General features: G+C 70.8%; 14 protein-coding genes and 1 tRNA gene. 8 read left to right on the top strand and 7 right to left on the bottom strand.

Annotated features, from left to right (window positions below; genetic code table 11):
* Positions 1-9: 9 nt before the first annotated feature.
* Genes M1D46_RS02140 through M1D46_RS02125 form a run of 4 tightly spaced genes read right to left on the bottom strand, consistent with a single transcriptional unit; the run spans position 10 to position 3,968 of the window.
* Entirely contained in the window at positions 10-1,383 is a 1,374-nt protein-coding gene (locus tag M1D46_RS02140) for an FtsW/RodA/SpoVE family cell cycle protein (protein WP_271172482.1), read from the bottom strand.
* Positions 1,380-2,717, bottom strand: a complete 1,338-nt coding sequence (locus M1D46_RS02135; protein ID WP_456286461.1) for a PP2C family protein-serine/threonine phosphatase — start codon at positions 2,715-2,717, stop codon at positions 1,380-1,382. Before M1D46_RS02135 ends, M1D46_RS02140 begins: the two co-directional genes overlap by 4 nt.
* A gap of 10 nt (positions 2,718-2,727) precedes the next feature.
* Entirely contained in the window at positions 2,728-3,237 is a 510-nt protein-coding gene (locus M1D46_RS02130; protein ID WP_456284196.1) for an FHA domain-containing protein FhaB/FipA, read from the bottom strand.
* A complete protein-coding gene (locus tag M1D46_RS02125; protein WP_271172479.1) occupies positions 3,234-3,968 on the bottom strand; it encodes an FhaA domain-containing protein in 735 nt (244 codons plus the stop codon). The genes M1D46_RS02130 and M1D46_RS02125 overlap by 4 nt, the downstream gene beginning before the upstream one ends.
* A gap of 215 nt (positions 3,969-4,183) precedes the next feature.
* Between M1D46_RS02125 and M1D46_RS02120 the strand changes: the two genes are divergently transcribed.
* Positions 4,184-4,267 (top strand) — tRNA-Leu (locus M1D46_RS02120).
* A 53-nt stretch (positions 4,268-4,320) separates the two neighbouring features.
* Here the strand turns inward: M1D46_RS02120 and M1D46_RS02115 are convergent.
* Positions 4,321-4,515, bottom strand: a complete 195-nt coding sequence (locus tag M1D46_RS02115) for a hypothetical protein (RefSeq protein ID WP_324013380.1) — start codon at positions 4,513-4,515, stop codon at positions 4,321-4,323.
* Positions 4,516-4,674: 159 nt separating this feature from the next.
* Positions 4,675-5,046 (bottom strand): MerR family transcriptional regulator, encoded by a 372-nt coding sequence (locus M1D46_RS02110; protein ID WP_271172478.1) that lies wholly within the window; start codon positions 5,044-5,046, stop codon positions 4,675-4,677.
* Between the two features lie 164 nt (positions 5,047-5,210).
* Here M1D46_RS02110 and M1D46_RS02105 point away from each other — a divergent pair, with 164 nt between their 5' ends.
* Together M1D46_RS02105 and M1D46_RS02100 are read left to right on the top strand one after the other, a co-directional pair.
* Positions 5,211-6,734, top strand: a complete 1,524-nt coding sequence (locus M1D46_RS02105; protein ID WP_456286460.1) for a SulP family inorganic anion transporter — start codon at positions 5,211-5,213, stop codon at positions 6,732-6,734.
* A gap of 105 nt (positions 6,735-6,839) precedes the next feature.
* Positions 6,840-7,910, top strand: a complete 1,071-nt coding sequence (locus tag M1D46_RS02100) for a YihY/virulence factor BrkB family protein (RefSeq protein ID WP_324013383.1) — start codon at positions 6,840-6,842, stop codon at positions 7,908-7,910.
* A gap of 35 nt (positions 7,911-7,945) precedes the next feature.
* Here M1D46_RS02100 and M1D46_RS02095 read toward each other — a convergent pair whose 3' ends face one another.
* Positions 7,946-9,337, bottom strand: coding sequence for a protealysin inhibitor emfourin (locus M1D46_RS02095; RefSeq protein WP_456286459.1), 1,392 nt, complete (start codon positions 9,335-9,337; stop codon positions 7,946-7,948).
* Between the two features lie 83 nt (positions 9,338-9,420).
* Between M1D46_RS02095 and M1D46_RS02090 the strand changes: the two genes are divergently transcribed.
* The 5 genes from M1D46_RS02090 (at position 9,421) to M1D46_RS02070 (ending at position 15,190) form a co-directional block, all read left to right on the top strand.
* The gene (locus tag M1D46_RS02090) at positions 9,421-10,440 is read left to right on the top strand and encodes a LacI family DNA-binding transcriptional regulator (RefSeq protein ID WP_456286458.1); all 1,020 of its coding nucleotides are present in this window, start codon (positions 9,421-9,423) and stop codon (positions 10,438-10,440) included.
* 122 nt (positions 10,441-10,562) lie between these two features.
* Positions 10,563-12,170: a xylulokinase gene (locus M1D46_RS02085; RefSeq protein WP_324013388.1), complete on the top strand. Its 1,608-nt coding sequence runs from the start codon at positions 10,563-10,565 to the stop codon at positions 12,168-12,170.
* Positions 12,171-12,184: 14 nt separating this feature from the next.
* Entirely contained in the window at positions 12,185-12,898 is a 714-nt protein-coding gene (locus M1D46_RS02080) for an L-ribulose-5-phosphate 4-epimerase (protein WP_282978295.1), read from the top strand.
* Positions 12,895-14,415, top strand: a complete 1,521-nt coding sequence (araA, locus tag M1D46_RS02075) for an L-arabinose isomerase (RefSeq protein WP_456286457.1) — start codon at positions 12,895-12,897, stop codon at positions 14,413-14,415. The genes M1D46_RS02080 and araA overlap by 4 nt, the downstream gene beginning before the upstream one ends.
* Before the next feature lie 568 nt (positions 14,416-14,983).
* Positions 14,984-15,190 (top strand): cold-shock protein, encoded by a 207-nt coding sequence (locus M1D46_RS02070; RefSeq protein ID WP_271172470.1) that lies wholly within the window; start codon positions 14,984-14,986, stop codon positions 15,188-15,190.
* Positions 15,191-15,228 lie beyond the last annotated feature (38 nt).

The raw sequence follows: 15,228 nt of genomic DNA, 5'->3' as shown, positions 1-15,228 counted from the left end.
AACGCCCGGTCATCCGATCACCGCCCTCGGCTGCTGGCGCACCGCGTCGCTGATGCGCAGGATGAGCGCCACGATGAGCCAGTTCGACACCAGCGACGAACCGCCCGCGGCGAGGAACGGGGTGGTCAGGCCGGTCAGCGGGATGACCCGCGTGACGCCGCCGACCATGATGAACACCTGCAGGGCGAGCGTGAACGACAGCGCGGTGGCGAGCAGCTTGCCGAAGTCGTCCTGGCCGAGCACGCCGATGCGGAGCCCCCGTGCCGTGAACACGAGGTAGAGGCAGAGGATCGCGAACAGGCCGACGAGCCCGAGCTCCTCGCCGAGACTCGGGAAGATGTAGTCGCTCTGCGAGACGGGCGTCAGGTACGGCCGACCCTGTCCGAGACCCGTGCCGAAGAGGCCGCCGTGCGCGAGGCCGAAGATGCCGTTCACGAGCTGGAAGCTGCCGCCGTCCGACGCGTCGTACAGCGCGGGGTCGAGGGCGTTGAGCCACGTGTCGAAGCGGTTGTGGACGTACGTCAGCACGAACGATGCGCCGATCGCGCCCGCGACAGCGAGCACCACGCCCGTGAGCATCCATCCGGTCTTGCCGGTCGCGACGTACAGCGTCGTGACGAACATCCCGAAGATGAGCAGACCCGTGCCGAGGTCGCGCTGGAGCACGATGATCGCCATCGAGATGAGCCACACGACGATGAGCGGGCCGAACTCGCGGGCGCGGGGGAAGGTGAATCCGAGGATGCGCCTGCCGGTCGACGCGAGGCTCTCGCGCGTGCGGACGAGGTAGCCGGCGAAGAAGATCGCGAGGCAGATCTTCGCGAGCTCGCCGGGCTGGAAGTTGAAGCCGAACACGTTGATCCACACGACCGCGTTGCCGCCGCCGTTGAGGAACGGGATGAACGGCAGCACGAGCAGCACGATGCCCGTGAGGCCGAAGATGTACGTGTAGCGGAAGAGCACGCGGTAGTTCACGAGCGCCCATACGAGGGCGATCGCCAGCGCGATCGAGATCCCCGCGTAGGCGATCTGGCTCGGCGCGGCGATGTGCGCGTCCACCGTGGCGTTGTAGACGTCGATCCGGTGGATCATCGCGATGCCGAGGCCCGTGAGCAGAGTCGCGATGGGGACGAGGAACGGATCGGCCTGCGAGGCGCGGATCCGCAGCACGACGTGGAGCGCGAGCGTCAGGAAGCCGACGATGCCGAGCCCGACGAAGATCCCGGGCTGCAGCTCGCCGACCGCCCCGAACTGCACGAGGACGACGGCACCCGCCGAGAGCGCGAGCGCGAACAGGAGCAGGAGCAGCTCGCGGTTGCGCAGCGGCTGCGGCCGGCGCACGCGGCGGAGCGCCTTCTGGATCTGGGTGTCGGCGGCGGTCATCCCTCGCCCTCCGGCGTCTGCATGGGGGTCGGCGTCGGCGTCGAGAGGTCCTCGGACGGGGCGTCCTCGTCGAGCGTCTCATCGGGTTCGCCGGGCTCGAGCTGGTACGAGCGCAGTCGCTCGACGATCGCCTCGGCGTCGGCGAGCGAGCGGGCCGTGATCGTCCGCTCGACCTGCGCGCGGTAGGCCTGCGGCAGGTCGGCGAGCACGACATCCGTGTCCTCGCGCACCTCGGACAGCGAGATCGGGCCGAGCGACTGCTGGATGCCCTGGTAGATCACGACCGTGTCGTCGTCGGCGCCGACGTAGTAGCGCGTCTGCGTCCAGCTGAAGAAGGCGGCCAGGCCGCCCGCGACGGCCGCGATGAGCAGCAGCAGGGCGCCGATCGCGCCCAGGCGGCGCCGCCTGCGGCGTCGCCGGTCCTCGGCGATGAGCTCCTGCAGGTACTCGGGCTCCGGCTCGAAGTGGGTGGGCTCGTTGGCCGCCGCGCGATTCGGGTGGAACCAGCTCGTCGGCAGCACGCTGCGGCTCGGCGCGACGTCGACCACGACGCCGTCGGGGTTCGACGCCGACCCGACGATCGTCGGCGTGCCCGTGTAGAGCGGGTGCTGGCCGCCGACGTCGACGATGACGATCGTGACGTTGTCGGGCGCGCCGCCGTCGAGCGCGTACTTCAGGAGGATGTCGGCGGTGCGGCCGGGCGCGAAGCCCTGGCGGAGGGCCTTCGTGATGTGCGCCTCGTCGACGACGCCCGACAGGCCATCCGAGCAGAGCAGCCAGCGGTCGCCCTCGTGCGTCGGCATGATGAACGTGTCGACCTCGGGGTGCGCGTCCATGTCGCCGAGCACGCGCATGAGCACCGAGCGCCGCGGGTGGAAGCGGGCCTCCTCGGGCGTGATCCGACCCGAGTCGACGAGCCGCTGCACGAACGTGTGGTCGGTCGTGATCTGGGTGAGCTCGTCGTCGCGGTAGAGGTAGATGCGGGAGTCGCCGATGTGCGCGATGACGGCGTTGTCGTCGACCATGACGATCGAGCTGACCGTCGTGCCGAGACCCGCGAGCTCGGGGCGCTTCGCGGCGATCTGGATGAGATCGCCCGCGGTCGACGTGATCGTCATCTTGAGCGCGGCCTCGGCCTCGGCGGGGGAGCCGTAGACCTGGTCGAGGGGCTCGATCTTCTGGATCGCGACGGCCGACGCGACGTCGCCGCCCGCGTGGCCGCCCATCCCGTCGGCCACGACGAAGAGGTTGGACCCGGCGTAGCCGGAGTCCTGGTTGTTCGAGCGCACCTTCCCCGTGTGGGAGATGGCGGCGCTGGACCCTGTGAAGACCATCGGCCGGGGGCTACTTCCGCAGCTCGAACGTCGTCGCGCCGACCTTCACCGGGACGCCGAAGGGCACAGGGACCGGGGCGTCAGGCGAGACCTTCTTCCCGTCGAGGAACGTGCCGTTCGTCGACTGCAGGTCGTGCAGCATCCACTGCTCGCCCCACGGAACGAGCCGCGCGTGGTGGCTCGAGGTGTAGTCGTCGCGGATGACGAGGCCCGACTCGCTCGAGCGGCCGATCGTCAGGGGGTCGCGTCCGAGCGGGAGCTCGAGACCGGCCTTCGGGCCGGAGGTGATGACGATGCGCGTGCCCCCGCTGGCGGCGGGTGCGGGCTTCGCGGCCGCCGGTGCCCCCGACGGCGGCGTGCTCGGTGCGCTCGGCGGTGCGCTCGCGGTGGCGCTGCTCGGCAGCTTGCGCACCCGCACGCCGAAGATGTCGGCGCGCAGGGAGAACACCACGACGAAGACGAAGAGCCACATCACGAGCAGGAACGCGTACTGCAGCAGCAGCTGGGTGAGCTCGTTCATCGGTCGCCTCCGCGGAAGTCGTACAGCTCGGTGGCGGCCTCGTGACGCGGAACGCGCTGCGGGGGAGCGGCCGACGGGACGAGCCGGAAGACGATGTCGGTCCGGCCGATCGTGATGACCTGGCCGTTCGCGAGGGCGGCCTGCTTCACGGGGCGCCCGTCGAGCTTCGAGCCGTTGGTGGAGCCGAGGTCGCGGACCATGGCGCGCTCGCCATCCCACAGCACCTCGACGTGGCGGCGGCTCGTGCCGGGGTCGGGGATGGTGATGTCGGCATCGCTTCCGCGCCCGATGACGGTGCGCGCGCGCTCGAGCGGATGGCGCCGGCCGGCGATCTCGACGACCGCGCGCCAGTCGACGCGCCCCTCGGCCATGACGGAGTCGACTCCGAGCGTGCCGGTCGCGACGTCGGGGTCGGTGCGCAGCGCGATCGAGACGGGGCCGGGGAAGCTGTACCCCTGCTTGGCGGCGTGCGCGCGGACGATCTCGTCGAGCTCGGTGCGCAGCGCGGAGCCGAGGGCATCCATCCGCTCGGCGTCCGCGGGGCTCACGCGGACGGTGAAGCTGTTCGGCGCGAGGACGCGGTCGCGGGTGACGATGGCGGCCTTCTTGTCGAGCTCGCTGCGCAGGGCGGATGCGATCTCGACGGGCTGCAGCCCGCTGCGGAAGGTCTTCGCGAACGCGCTGTTCACGGCGCGCTCGAGCCCCTTCTCGAAGCTGTCAAGTAGTCCCACTGGGCTCCTCATGCAGGCCGACTGGTCAGGGTCATCGTAGCCACGTCGTCTGGAAAGCCGGGTCCGGGCGACCTGGGAAGGCGCCTCCGGGAGGATGCGGATCATCCGCGGGATGTACGCGATGCGGGTGCGACGCGCCCGCCGTCGCGCTTTCGCGAGGGCCTCTCGTGCGTGATATCCTCGGGAAGTTGAGTTCGGAGCGATCCGGATTCTGCGCGCGAGTGGCGGAATTGGCAGACGCGCTGGCTTCAGGTGCCAGTGCCTTCACGGGCGTGTGGGTTCAAGTCCCACCTCGCGCACAGACAGGGCCCCGGTCTTCGGATCGGGGCCCTTCGCCGTACCCGGGTGGACATCACTGCCAGGCGCTGATCACGACCGGCGTGCTGGGCGTTCCGAACACGTGACATCGTCGGCCGTCGTGGGCGTCTTCCAGATCGAGGACGAAGGGCTCTCCGGCGCGCAGGGCGGCGCGCACCGCCTCCGTGACCGTCTCGACCTCCTCGTCGCGGATCGTGATCCGCTCTTCGCCGATGCTGACGCGTGCCATGGCGATCACCCCTTCGTCGATCTGGCCTCACGCTAGCGATGCCTTCGCGGAGTCCTTTGTCTCGGTTGCCGCGTTTCGCGTCGAAGCCGGGTCTGATCGCCGCATTTCGCGGCGACCGAGCGGATGGGCACTGCTCGACCGAGCGGATGGCGGTGCGGCTCAGCGCGCCTCGAGCTGCGCGATGAACTCGTCGGCCATCGCGAGCTGCTCGGCGAGCTTGCGCCGCCGGGCGGCGGCATCCTCGCGGAATCGCTCGAGCGCCGCGTCGCTCTCCGGGGTCGAGTCCCCGCCCTGCCGTGCGTCGATGACTGCGAGCAGCTCGGCCATCTCCTCGAGCGTGTAGCCGAGGGGCTTCATCCGGCGGATGAGCATGAGCCGGCTCAGGTCGTCGGCGTCGTACTGCCGGAAGCCGCCCTCGCTGCGACCGGACGGCTTGACGAGGCCGACCTCGTCGTAGTGCCGGATGGTGCGCAGGGACAGGCCGGTCCGCTCGGCGAGCTCGCCGATGTGCATCATGCCCGACTCGGCCATCCGACTCCCCTCGCCGCGACTCTACCCTCACGTTAGGGTAGAGTTCCTGTGGTCCGGCCTCCCGGACCATCCGCCATTCTCTCCCGTCGACCTGTGTCGGCGATCCGCGCAAGGGCGCGCGCTCGAACCGTCCTGACCATCCCGAGCCCCGCGCAAGGAGCCGCATGACCGCCGTCACGCCCGCAGCCGATCCCGCCTCCCGCTATCGGATCGAGCCGACCGTCCTCCAGGCGCTGCGGAGCCCCCGCCTCCTCACGCGCGAGGTGCTCGCCGGTCTCGTCGTCGCGATCGCGCTCATCCCCGAGGCGATCGCGTTCTCGATCATCGCGGGCGTCGACCCGCGTCTCGGCCTCTTCTCCTCCTTCGTCATGGCGGTGACCATCGCGTTCCTCGGCGGACGGCCGGCCATGATCAGCGCCGCGACGGGAGCCGTCGCGCTCGTCATCGCCCCGGTCGCGCGCGACTACGGGATGGACTACTTCATCGCGACGGTGATCCTCGCGGGCGTGTTCCAGGTCGTCTTCGCCCTGCTCGGCGTGGCGAAGCTCATGCGGTTCATCCCCCGCTCGGTCATGGTCGGCTTCGTCAACGCGCTCGCGATCCTCATCTTCGCTGCGCAGTTCCCGCAGCTGATCGGCGTCCCGTGGCTCGTGTACCCGCTCGTCGCAGCGGGGCTCCTCATCATGTACCTCATGCCCCGCCTCACGAAGGCGGTGCCCGCGCCGCTCATCGCGATCGTCCTGCTCACCGCGGCGGCGGTCGTCTTCGGGCTGAGCGTGCCGACCGTCGGCGACCAGGGCGAGCTGCCCGAGAGCCTGCCCGAGCTGTTCATCCCGAACGTGCCGCTCACGGGCGAGACCTTCGCGATCATCGCGCCCTTCTCGGCCGCGATGGCGGTGGTCGGCATCCTCGAGTCGCTCATGACGGCGAAGCTCGTCGACGACATCACCGACACCCACTCGCGCAAGACCCGCGAGACGCTCGGGCAGGGCGCCGCGAACGTGCTCTCGGGGCTCTTCGGCGGGATGGGCGGCTGCGCCATGATCGGCCAGACGATGATCAACGTGAAGGCGTCGGGCGCCCGCACGCGCATCTCGACGTTCCTCGCGGGCGTCTTCCTGCTCATCCTCGTCCTCGTGTTCGGCGACGTCGTCGCGATCATCCCGATGGCCGCCCTGGTCGCGGTCATGATCGTCGTGTCGATCTCGACGTTCGACTGGCACAGCGTGCGCCCGTCGACGCTCAGGCGGATGCCGAAGAGCGAGACCGCGGTCATGGTCCTCACCGTCGTCGCGACCGTGTGGACGCACAACCTCGCGGTGGGCGTCGGCGTCGGGGTGATCGCGGCGATGATCCTCTTCGCGCGGCGCGTCGCGCACTTCACGAGCGTCACGCGCGAGGTCGGGGCGGATGGCGATGGCCAAGTCGCGCGGTATGCGGTCGACGGCGAGCTGTTCTTCGCGTCGTCGAACGACCTCACGACCCAGTTCGCGTACACGCAGGACCCCGAGCGGGTCGTCATCGACATGTCGCGCTCGCACATCTGGGACGCCTCGACGGTCGCGGCGCTCGACGCCATCGTCACGAAGTACGCGCAGCACGGGAAGAGCGTCGTCATCGAGGGGATGAACGACGCGACGACCGACTTCCACGGTCGCCTCTCGGGAGGACTCGGCGCCAGGCACTGAGCGGGCGCGCCAGTCCCTGATTGCACAGAGTCCGCGCCGGGTCAACCCGCGCGCGGAAAGCGGCCCCGCCGTGTTCCATCGATGGTGGAGCAGAAAGGCAGGGACATGACGCGAACGCACACCGCCCCGAACCGCGACGACGACGCGCGCACCTCCGCCCCCGAGCACCCGCGCGAGCCGGACTCGCCCACGGACATCCGCCGTCCGTCCTGGGCGTTCGTGCTGCGGAAGTCGATCCGCGAGTTCTCGACGGATCAGTGCCCCGACATCGCCGCGAGCCTCACCTACTACAGCGTGCTCGCGCTGTTCCCGGGCCTCATGGCCGTGTTCTCGCTGCTCGGCCTCGTCGGTCAGGGCGACGAGGCGGCCGGCGCCGTCCTCTCGATCATCGGCTCGTTCGCCCCGCAGGACACGGTCGACACCGTCCGTGAGCCGATCGAGGAGATCGCGAACTCCCCGGCGGCGGGCTTCGCGTTCGTCACGGGTCTCGTGCTCGCCGTCTGGTCGGCATCCGGCTACGTCGGCGGGTTCAGTCGCGCGATGAACCGCATCTACGACGTCGAGGAGGGGCGCCCGTTCTGGAAGCTCAAGCCGCTCCAGCTGCTCGTCACGGTGATCGCGGTCGCCTCGCTCGCGGTCGCCGCGGTGCTGCTCGTCGTGTCGGGACCCGTGGCGAAGGCGATCGGCGACGTGATCGGCCTGGGCGACGCGGCCCTGCTGGCGTGGAGCATCGGCAAGTGGCCGGTGCTCGCCTTCATCGTCGTGTTCCTCATCGCGCTGCTCTACTACACGGGGCCCAACGTCCAGCAGCCGCGGTTCCGCTGGATCAGCATGGGCGCCGTCCTCGCGATCGTCATCCTCGTGATCGCGTCGCTCGGGTTCGCGTTCTACGTCGCGAACTTCTCGAACTACGAGCGGACGTACGGATCGCTCGCGGGCGTCATCGTCTTCCTCCTGTGGCTGTGGATCGCCAACATGGCGCTGCTCGTCGGCGCCGAGTTCGACGCCGAGCTCGAGCGCGGTCGCCAGCTGCAGGCCGGCCTCCCGGCGGAGGAGCGCATCCAGCTTCCGCTGCGCGACGGCACGCGCATCGACAAGGAGGCCGAGCGCCACCGCAAGGATCTCGCGAAGGCGCGCGACATCCGCCTCGAGCACAGCGACGACGAGACGCGCTGAGGCGGATGGCGGCGGCGGATGGCTGCCGGGGATGACTACGGCGCGCGGCCGTCGGCGGGCTCGCCTCCCTGCTCGAGGCTCACGCGCGACGTGCGCTCGCCGCGCTGGAGGATGTCGCGCAGCAGGGCGAGCACCTCGTCGGGCAGCTCGCGCTCGCCGACGGTGATGTCGATGCGCTGCGAGATCTCGATCCGCCACGTGTAGGCGTCGGGGACGGCGCGCTCGGGCTCGTCGCTTGCGGCGACGGTCTCGACGAGCGACTCGAGGCGCTCCCGCTCCGGCTCGGGGAGCTCCGATTCGGGGACCTCGGCCACGTGCACCCGCCCGAGGATCCCGCCCGACCGCTCGACGCGCACGGTCTCGTCCTCAGCGGCCGCGGGTGCCTCGGCGGATGCCGCGCTCGCCGTCACGCCGACCTGCTGCCAGGCGTCTGCGACCGCGCGGTGCTCGGCCGAGCCGCTGCCGAATCGCTCCTCCGCCGCGGCGATCGTGGCCGCCGCGAACGACGCGAAGTCGGCGTCGGCCGCGACCAGGCGCCGCTCGAGCACATCCATCCAGACCCGGCCCGCGCCATCCCACGCGTGACCGCCGATCCCGGTCGCCGCGAGGTGGAAGGCGCGGTTCGGGATGCCCGAGTTGATGTGCACGCCGCCGTTGTCGCTCGTCGTCTCGACGTAGTCGTTCATGTGCCCGGGCTGGGGGTCGCGGCCGAGGACGTCGTCGTCGTACGCGGTGCCCGGCGCCTTCATCGAGCGCAGCGCGACGCCCTGCACCTGATCCGTGAAGACGCCCGCCCCGATGAGCCAGTCGGCCTGCTCGGCGGTCTGGCCGAGCTGGTGCTGCTTCACGAGGCTGCCGATGACGTCGGCCATCGACTCGTTGAGTGCCCCGGGCTGCCCCTGGTAGACAAGGTCGACCGTCGACTGGATGAGCCCGTGCCCGAGCTCGTGCCCCACGATGTCGATCGCCGAGGTGAACGAGCGGAAGACCTCGCCGTCCCCGTCGCCGAAGACCATCCGCTCGCCGTCCCAGAAGGCGTTGTCGTAGCGGTCGCCGTAGTGCACGGTGGCCAGAAGCGGGCGGCCAGCGCCGTCGAGCGAGTCGCGCCCGAAGGCATCGAAGAGCATCGTCCAGGTCGCGCCGAGCGCGTCGTACGCCTCGTCGACCGCCGTGTCGCCCGTCGCGGGATCGCCCTCGCGGCGGACGGTGCTGCCGGGCAGCGCTGTCGTGTTCTGCGCGTCGGAGATCGTCCGCTGCGGCCCGGGCGCGGCCATCGCCGCGCGCGGCCACGTCGTGGGCGCCGCCAGAGACCGCTTCGTGCGCAGCGCGCCGTCGACGGTGAGCGTGCGTGCCGCGCACGTCGACACCGCCTCGTCTCCGTGGCGGGTGAGGCGCTCGAGCAGATAAGGAGGAACGATCCCGTGCATGGCGCCGACGCTACGGGCACCCTCCGACATCCGCGAAGGGGTTGCGGGATGTGCCGCTAGCGTGGGAGGCGCAGGAGGACCGGATGGCGGATCAGCGGCGAGTGCCGAGCATCTACGACGTCGCGCAGCGCGCGGGCGTCTCGCATCAGACCGTCTCGCGCGTGCTGAACGACTTCGAGGGCATCCGGCCGGCCACGCGCGAGAAGGTGCTCGACGCCATCCGCGAGCTCGGCTACCGGCGCAGCGTCGCCGCACGCACCCTCGCGACGAGCCGCACGGGGTCGATCGGGGTGCTCACGCCGGCGACGGCCGGGTTCGGGCCGGTCAGCACCCTGCTCGCGGTCGAGCACGCGGTGCGCGACGCCGGGTACCGGCCGCTCGTGACGAGCGTCGTGCCCGAGCCCGACGCCGTGCGGGCGGGCGTCGAGTTCCTCCTCGATCACTCGGTCGAGGCGCTTGTGGCGATCACGCCCTACCGGGTGATGCTGGCCGAGCTCGAGGGCGTCGACCTGCCCGTCCTCACCCTGCAGGCGGGCGGCGAGGGCCCCGACGCCGTGGCCGTCGACCAGCTCGCCGGCGTCGGCGCGCTCGTCGACCACCTCCGCGGCCTGGGGCACACGGCCATCCAGCATGTCGCCGGTCCGGCGGGATACATCGAGGCCGATCTGCGTCGCGCCGCTTTCGAGCGCACGGCGCGCGAGCGCGGACTCGCGCCGCTCCCGACGCTCGAGGGCGACTGGACGGCCGATGCGGGCTACGCGCTCGCCGCGGCGATCGCGCCGGAGACGACCGCGATCGTCGCGGGCAACGACCAGATGGCGCTCGGGATCATCCACGGCCTGTCCGACCGCGGGCTGCGTGTGCCCGACGACGTGAGCGTGACGGGGTTCGACGACATCCCCGAGGCCGCGCATTGCCTCCCGCCGCTCACCACGGCGCACCAGGACTTCGCCGAGATCGGGAGGCTCGCCGTCGCGCGCCTCGTCGCGCGTCTCGACGGGCGTCTCGACGGGCGTCTCGACGGGGGCGAGGCGACCGCCCCGGCCGCGGTCGCGCCGCGCCTCATCGTGCGCGGGTCGACCGCCTCTCCGCGCCGGGGCTGACAGCCCGGGAGCCAGCCCCGGCCATCCGGCGATTGCGGATGGCCCTCGTGCGCGGTAATCTGAACCGCACACATCAATGTGAGCGCTCACATCCGCGGTCATGGACGCGTCGAGGAGGACAGATGTCGGATGCAATCGCGCAGGCGTCGCTCGGGATCGAACTGGGGTCGACCCGCATCAAGGCGTGCCTCGTCGCACCGGACGGAACGACGCTCGCGACGGGCGGCTTCACGTGGGAGAACCAGCTCGTCGACGGGCTGTGGACGTACTCGCTTGACGACGTCCGCGCGGGCGTGCGCGCCGCGTACCGCGAGCTCGCGGAGAACGTCGAGCGCGACCACGGTGCGAAGCCCTCGACCTTCGCCGCGATCGGCGTCTCCGCGATGATGCACGGCTACCTCGCGTTCGACGCGGAGGGGGAGCTGCTCGTGCCGTTCCGCACGTGGCGCAACACGAACACGGGGCCCGCGGCGGCGGAGCTCAGCGAGGCCTTCGCCTTCGCGATCCCGCTGCGCTGGTCGGTCGCGCACCTCCACCAGGCCGTCCTCGACCGCGAGGAGCATGTGCCCCGCGTGCACGCGATCACGACCCTCGCGGGCTACGTGCACGAGCTGCTCACGGGGCGCCGCGTGCTCGGCGTGGGCGACGCGTCGGGGATGTTCCCGATCGACACCGCGACCGGCACGTACGACGCGACGATGCTGAGCACCTTCGACCGCCTCGCCGCCGAGCACGGCGCGGAGGGGCTGCGGATCGCCGACGCGCTGCCCGAGGTGCTGAGCGCGGGCGAGGACGCCGGTACCCTCACGGCCGACGGCGCCGCTCTCCTCGACGAGTCGGGGGCGCTGCAGCCGGGCATCCCGCTCTGCCCGCCCGAGGGCGACGCGGGCACGGGCATGGTCGCCACCGGCGCCGTCGCGCCGCGCACGGGCAACGTCAGCGCCGGCACGAGCATCTTCGCGATGGTCGTCCTCGAGGAGGGCCCGCGCACTCCGCACGAGGAGATCGACATTGTCACGACCCCCGCGGGCGACGCGGTCGCGATGGTCCACTGCAACAACGGCGCGAGCGAGCTCAACGCCTGGGCGGATGTCCTCGGCGAGTTCGCGGCCGCGCTCGGCCATCCGTCGGCGCCCGATGCGGTCTTCGAGGCGTTCCTCGGCGCGGCGCTCGAGGCCGAGGCCGACAGCGGGATGCTCGTCTACAACTTCCTCTCGGGCGAGCCCATCGCGGGTCTCACCGAGGGACGGCCGATGTTCGTGCGCACGCCCGACGCGCGACTGACCCTCGCGGGCTTCGCGCGCGCGCAGCTGCAGGGCGCATTCGCCACCCTGAGCCTCGGCATGCGGACGCTGACCGACGAGGGCGTCGCGATCGAGGAGATGCGCGCGCACGGCGGCATGTTCCGCACGCGCGGCGTCGCGCAGCGCATCCTCGCGGCCGCCATCGGCGCCCCCGTCTCGGTCGCCGAGACCGCGAGCGAGGGCGGGGCCTGGGGGATCGCGGTCCTCGGCCAGTACCGCCGCGCGGTCATCGACGGCTCCGCGTCGGGCCGCGACCTCTCGACCTGGCTCGACGAGGAGCTCTTCGCGAGCGCGTCGGCCGAGACCATCGTCCCGGAGGCGGCCGACGTCGCCGCCTTCGACACCTACCTGCAGCGCTGGCGCGCGGGGCTCGCGGCCGAGGCGGCCGCCGTCTCCGCCGTGTCCGCGTCGCCTGCCGACTCCTGAGAGCGAGGAACGACATGACCGACTTCAGCCCCGAGGTCCAGGCCTCGATCGACCGCGTCCGCGCCGACGTCGCGAAGCTCCACGGCGAGCTCACGCGCTACGGTCTCGTCGTGTGGACCGGCGGCAACGTCTCGGGCCGCGTGCCCGGCGCCGACCTGTTCGTCATCAAGCCGTCGGGTGTGAGCTACGACGAGCTCGCGCCCGAGAACATGATCCTGTGCGACCTCGACGGCGACGTCATCGAGGGCACCCCCGGCTCGGAGCGCAGCCCCTCGAGCGACACCGCCGCGCACGCATACGTGTATCGGAATATGCCCGAGGTCGGCGGGGTCGTGCACACGCACTCGACCTACGCCGTCGCGTGGGCCGCCCGCGCCGAGCCCATCCCCTGCGTGATCACGGGCATGGCCGACGAGTTCGGCGGAGAGATCCCGATCGGGCCGTTCGCGGTCATCGGCGACGACTCGATCGGCCGCGGCATCGTCGAGACGCTGCGGGGGCACCGCTCGCGCGCCGTCCTCATGCAGAACCACGGCCCCTTCACGATCGGCAAGGACGCGAAGGACGCCGTCAAGGCGGCGGTCATGGTCGAGGATGCCGCGCGCAGCATCCACATCGCCCGCCAGCTGGGCGAGCCGGTGCCGATCCCGCAGGAGAAGATCGACCACCTCTACAACCGCTATCAGAACGTGTACGGCCAGACGCCGCAGGGAGGCATGAACCGATGAGCCGCAGCATCATCCCGGATCTCGCACAGCACGAGGTCTGGTTCCTCACGGGGAGCCAGCACCTCTACGGCGAGGAGACGCTCCGCCAGGTGGCCGAGCAGTCGCAGCAGGTCGCGCAGGGCCTCGTGGACTCGCCGGATGTCCCGGTCCGAGTGGTCTGGAAGCCCGTCCTCACGGGATCGGACGAGATCCGCCGCATCGTGCTCGAGGCCAGCTCCGACGACAACGTCATCGGCCTCATCGCGTGGATGCACACGTTCAGCCCGGCGAAGATGTGGATCTCGGGCCTGAACGCGCTCCAGAAGCCGCTCCTCCACCTGCACACGCAGGTGAACGTCGACCTGCCGTACGCCGACATCGACTTCGACTTCATGAACCTCAACCAGGCCGCGCACGGCGACCGCGAGTTCGGGTACATCGAGACGCGACTCGGCATTCCGCGGACGACCGTGGTCGGCCACGTGAGCGACCCCAAGGTCACCGCGCGCGTCGGCGTGTGGGCGCGTGCGGCTGCCGGCCGCGCGGCCGCGCAGGGTCTCAAGCTCGCGCGCTTCGGCGACAACATGCGCTTCGTCGCCGTCACCGAGGGCGACAAGACCGAGGCGGAGATCCGCCTCGGCGTGCAGGTCAACACGTGGGGCGTGAACGATCTCGTCGAGGCCGTCGACGCGGCGAGCGAGGCCGACGTCGACGCGCTCGTCGACGAGTACCTCGAGCTCTACGACGTGGCCGAGGAGCTCCGCCCGGGCGGGGAGCGCGCCGAGTCGCTGCGCTACGGCGCCAAGATCGAGCTCGGCCTGCGGTCGTTCCTCGAGGCGGGCGGCTTCAGCGCGTTCACGACGTCGTTCGAGGACCTCGGCGGTCTCCGTCAGCTCCCGGGTCTCGCCGTGCAGCGCCTCATGGCCGACGGCTACGGCTTCGGGGCCGAGGGCGACTGGAAGACCGCGGTCCTCGTGCGCCTCGCGGCCGTCATGGGCGCGGGCCTCCCCGGTGGCGCGAGCCTCATGGAGGACTACACCTACCACCTCGAGCCCGGCAACGAGCTCATCCTCGGTGCGCACATGCTCGAGGTCAGCCCGTCGCTCACGACGGCGAAGCCGCGCCTCGAGGTGCACCCGCTCGGCATCGGCGACCGCGAGGACCCCGTGCGCCTCGTCTTCACCGCCGACCCCGGCCCGGCCGTCGTCGTCGCGATGAGCGACCTGCGCGACCGCTTCCGACTCGTCGCGAACGTCGTCGAGAACGTCGAGCTCCCCGCGCCCATGCCGAAGCTGCCGGTCGGGCACGCGCTGTGGAAGCCCGCGCCCGACTTCCACACCTCGGCGGCCGCGTGGCTCGCCGCCGGCGCCGCGCACCACACGGTGATGTCGACGCAGGTCGGCGTGGAGGTCTTCCGCGACTTCGCGAAGATGTCGGGCGTCGAGCTCGTCACGATCGACGACGACACGACGCTCGCCGGCTTCGAGCGCGAGCTGCGCTGGAACGCCGTCTACTACCGCGTGGCCCAGGGGCTCTGACCCGCATCGCACCGCGACCATCCGGACCCCGCGCCCTGCTGTGAGGGCGCGGGGTCCTGCGCGTCGACGCGGTGGGGCGCTGTTGCGGGGTGTGTTGGCGGTGGGGTGCCCGTGTCTCGCGTGGTGTGGTTATCCGGGGGTGATTCCGGCGACGGGTGAGACATGGGCGCCTTGCGGGGTGCCCGTGTCTCGCGTGGTGTGGTTATCCGGCCGTCGTTCGGGCACCACCTGAGACACGGTGTCCTGGCCTCGAGAACAGCGGGCCTGAGCCCGAGAAACAAGGGCCGTCGCAGGCCCCCGGTGGGTGCAAGATCACGATCTGATGAATCTCGATTTTGTCCCCCATTTGGGGGACAAATGCAGTATCGTGTTCGCAGACGTCCCTCTCGGTCGTCCAGCCCTCATCGCTATCCCCCCTAGTCGATGAGGGCTGATTCCTTTCCTGGCCATCTGCCGACCATCTTCGTCATTCGGCAGATGGCCCTATCCATTTCGGCTCGACTCCCGTAGCGTGGGCCTCGGTCGGCGCGAAATCTGCATCGGCACCCATCAAGAAGAACGGCAGTACATGAGCACGCAAGGCACCGTCAAGTGGTTCAACTCGGAGAAGGGCTTCGGCTTCATCGCTCCTGACGAGGGCGGCTCTGACGTCTTCGCGCACTACACCGCGATCAGCGCGAGCGGCTACCGCTCGCTCGAAGAGAACCAGCGCGTGGAGTTCGAAATCGCCCAGGGCCCCAAGGGCCTCCAGGCGGAGAACATCCGCCCGCTGTAACCCACAGCGTTCGAAGGGCCCGTGCGACCAGCTCGCAC

The sequence above is a fragment of the Microbacterium sp. JZ70 genome (assembly GCF_053903225.1).
The sequence above is the reverse complement of the archived record's forward strand: the minus strand, read 5'-3'. Positions and strand labels throughout refer to the sequence as shown.

What these genes read in the sequence shown, in the direction of transcription:
- M1D46_RS02140 (WP_271172482.1), bottom strand. Translation starts at nt 1,383, where the DNA reads ATGACCGCCGCCGACACCCAGATCCAGAAGGCGCTCCGCCGCGTGCGC.
- M1D46_RS02135 (WP_456286461.1), bottom strand. Translation starts at nt 2,717, where the DNA reads ATGGTCTTCACAGGGTCCAGCGCCGCCATCTCCCACACGGGGAAGGTG.
- M1D46_RS02130 (WP_456284196.1), bottom strand. Translation starts at nt 3,237, where the DNA reads ATGAACGAGCTCACCCAGCTGCTGCTGCAGTACGCGTTCCTGCTCGTG.
- M1D46_RS02115 (WP_324013380.1), bottom strand. Translation starts at nt 4,515, where the DNA reads ATGGCACGCGTCAGCATCGGCGAAGAGCGGATCACGATCCGCGACGAG.
- M1D46_RS02110 (WP_271172478.1), bottom strand. Translation starts at nt 5,046, where the DNA reads ATGGCCGAGTCGGGCATGATGCACATCGGCGAGCTCGCCGAGCGGACC.
- M1D46_RS02105 (WP_456286460.1), top strand. Translation starts at nt 5,211, where the DNA reads ATGACCGCCGTCACGCCCGCAGCCGATCCCGCCTCCCGCTATCGGATC.
- M1D46_RS02100 (WP_324013383.1), top strand. Translation starts at nt 6,840, where the DNA reads ATGACGCGAACGCACACCGCCCCGAACCGCGACGACGACGCGCGCACC.
- M1D46_RS02095 (WP_456286459.1), bottom strand. Translation starts at nt 9,337, where the DNA reads ATGCACGGGATCGTTCCTCCTTATCTGCTCGAGCGCCTCACCCGCCAC.
- M1D46_RS02090 (WP_456286458.1), top strand. Translation starts at nt 9,421, where the DNA reads ATGGCGGATCAGCGGCGAGTGCCGAGCATCTACGACGTCGCGCAGCGC.
- M1D46_RS02085 (WP_324013388.1), top strand. Translation starts at nt 10,563, where the DNA reads ATGTCGGATGCAATCGCGCAGGCGTCGCTCGGGATCGAACTGGGGTCG.
- M1D46_RS02080 (WP_282978295.1), top strand. Translation starts at nt 12,185, where the DNA reads ATGACCGACTTCAGCCCCGAGGTCCAGGCCTCGATCGACCGCGTCCGC.
- araA (WP_456286457.1), top strand. Translation starts at nt 12,895, where the DNA reads ATGAGCCGCAGCATCATCCCGGATCTCGCACAGCACGAGGTCTGGTTC.
- M1D46_RS02070 (WP_271172470.1), top strand. Translation starts at nt 14,984, where the DNA reads ATGAGCACGCAAGGCACCGTCAAGTGGTTCAACTCGGAGAAGGGCTTC.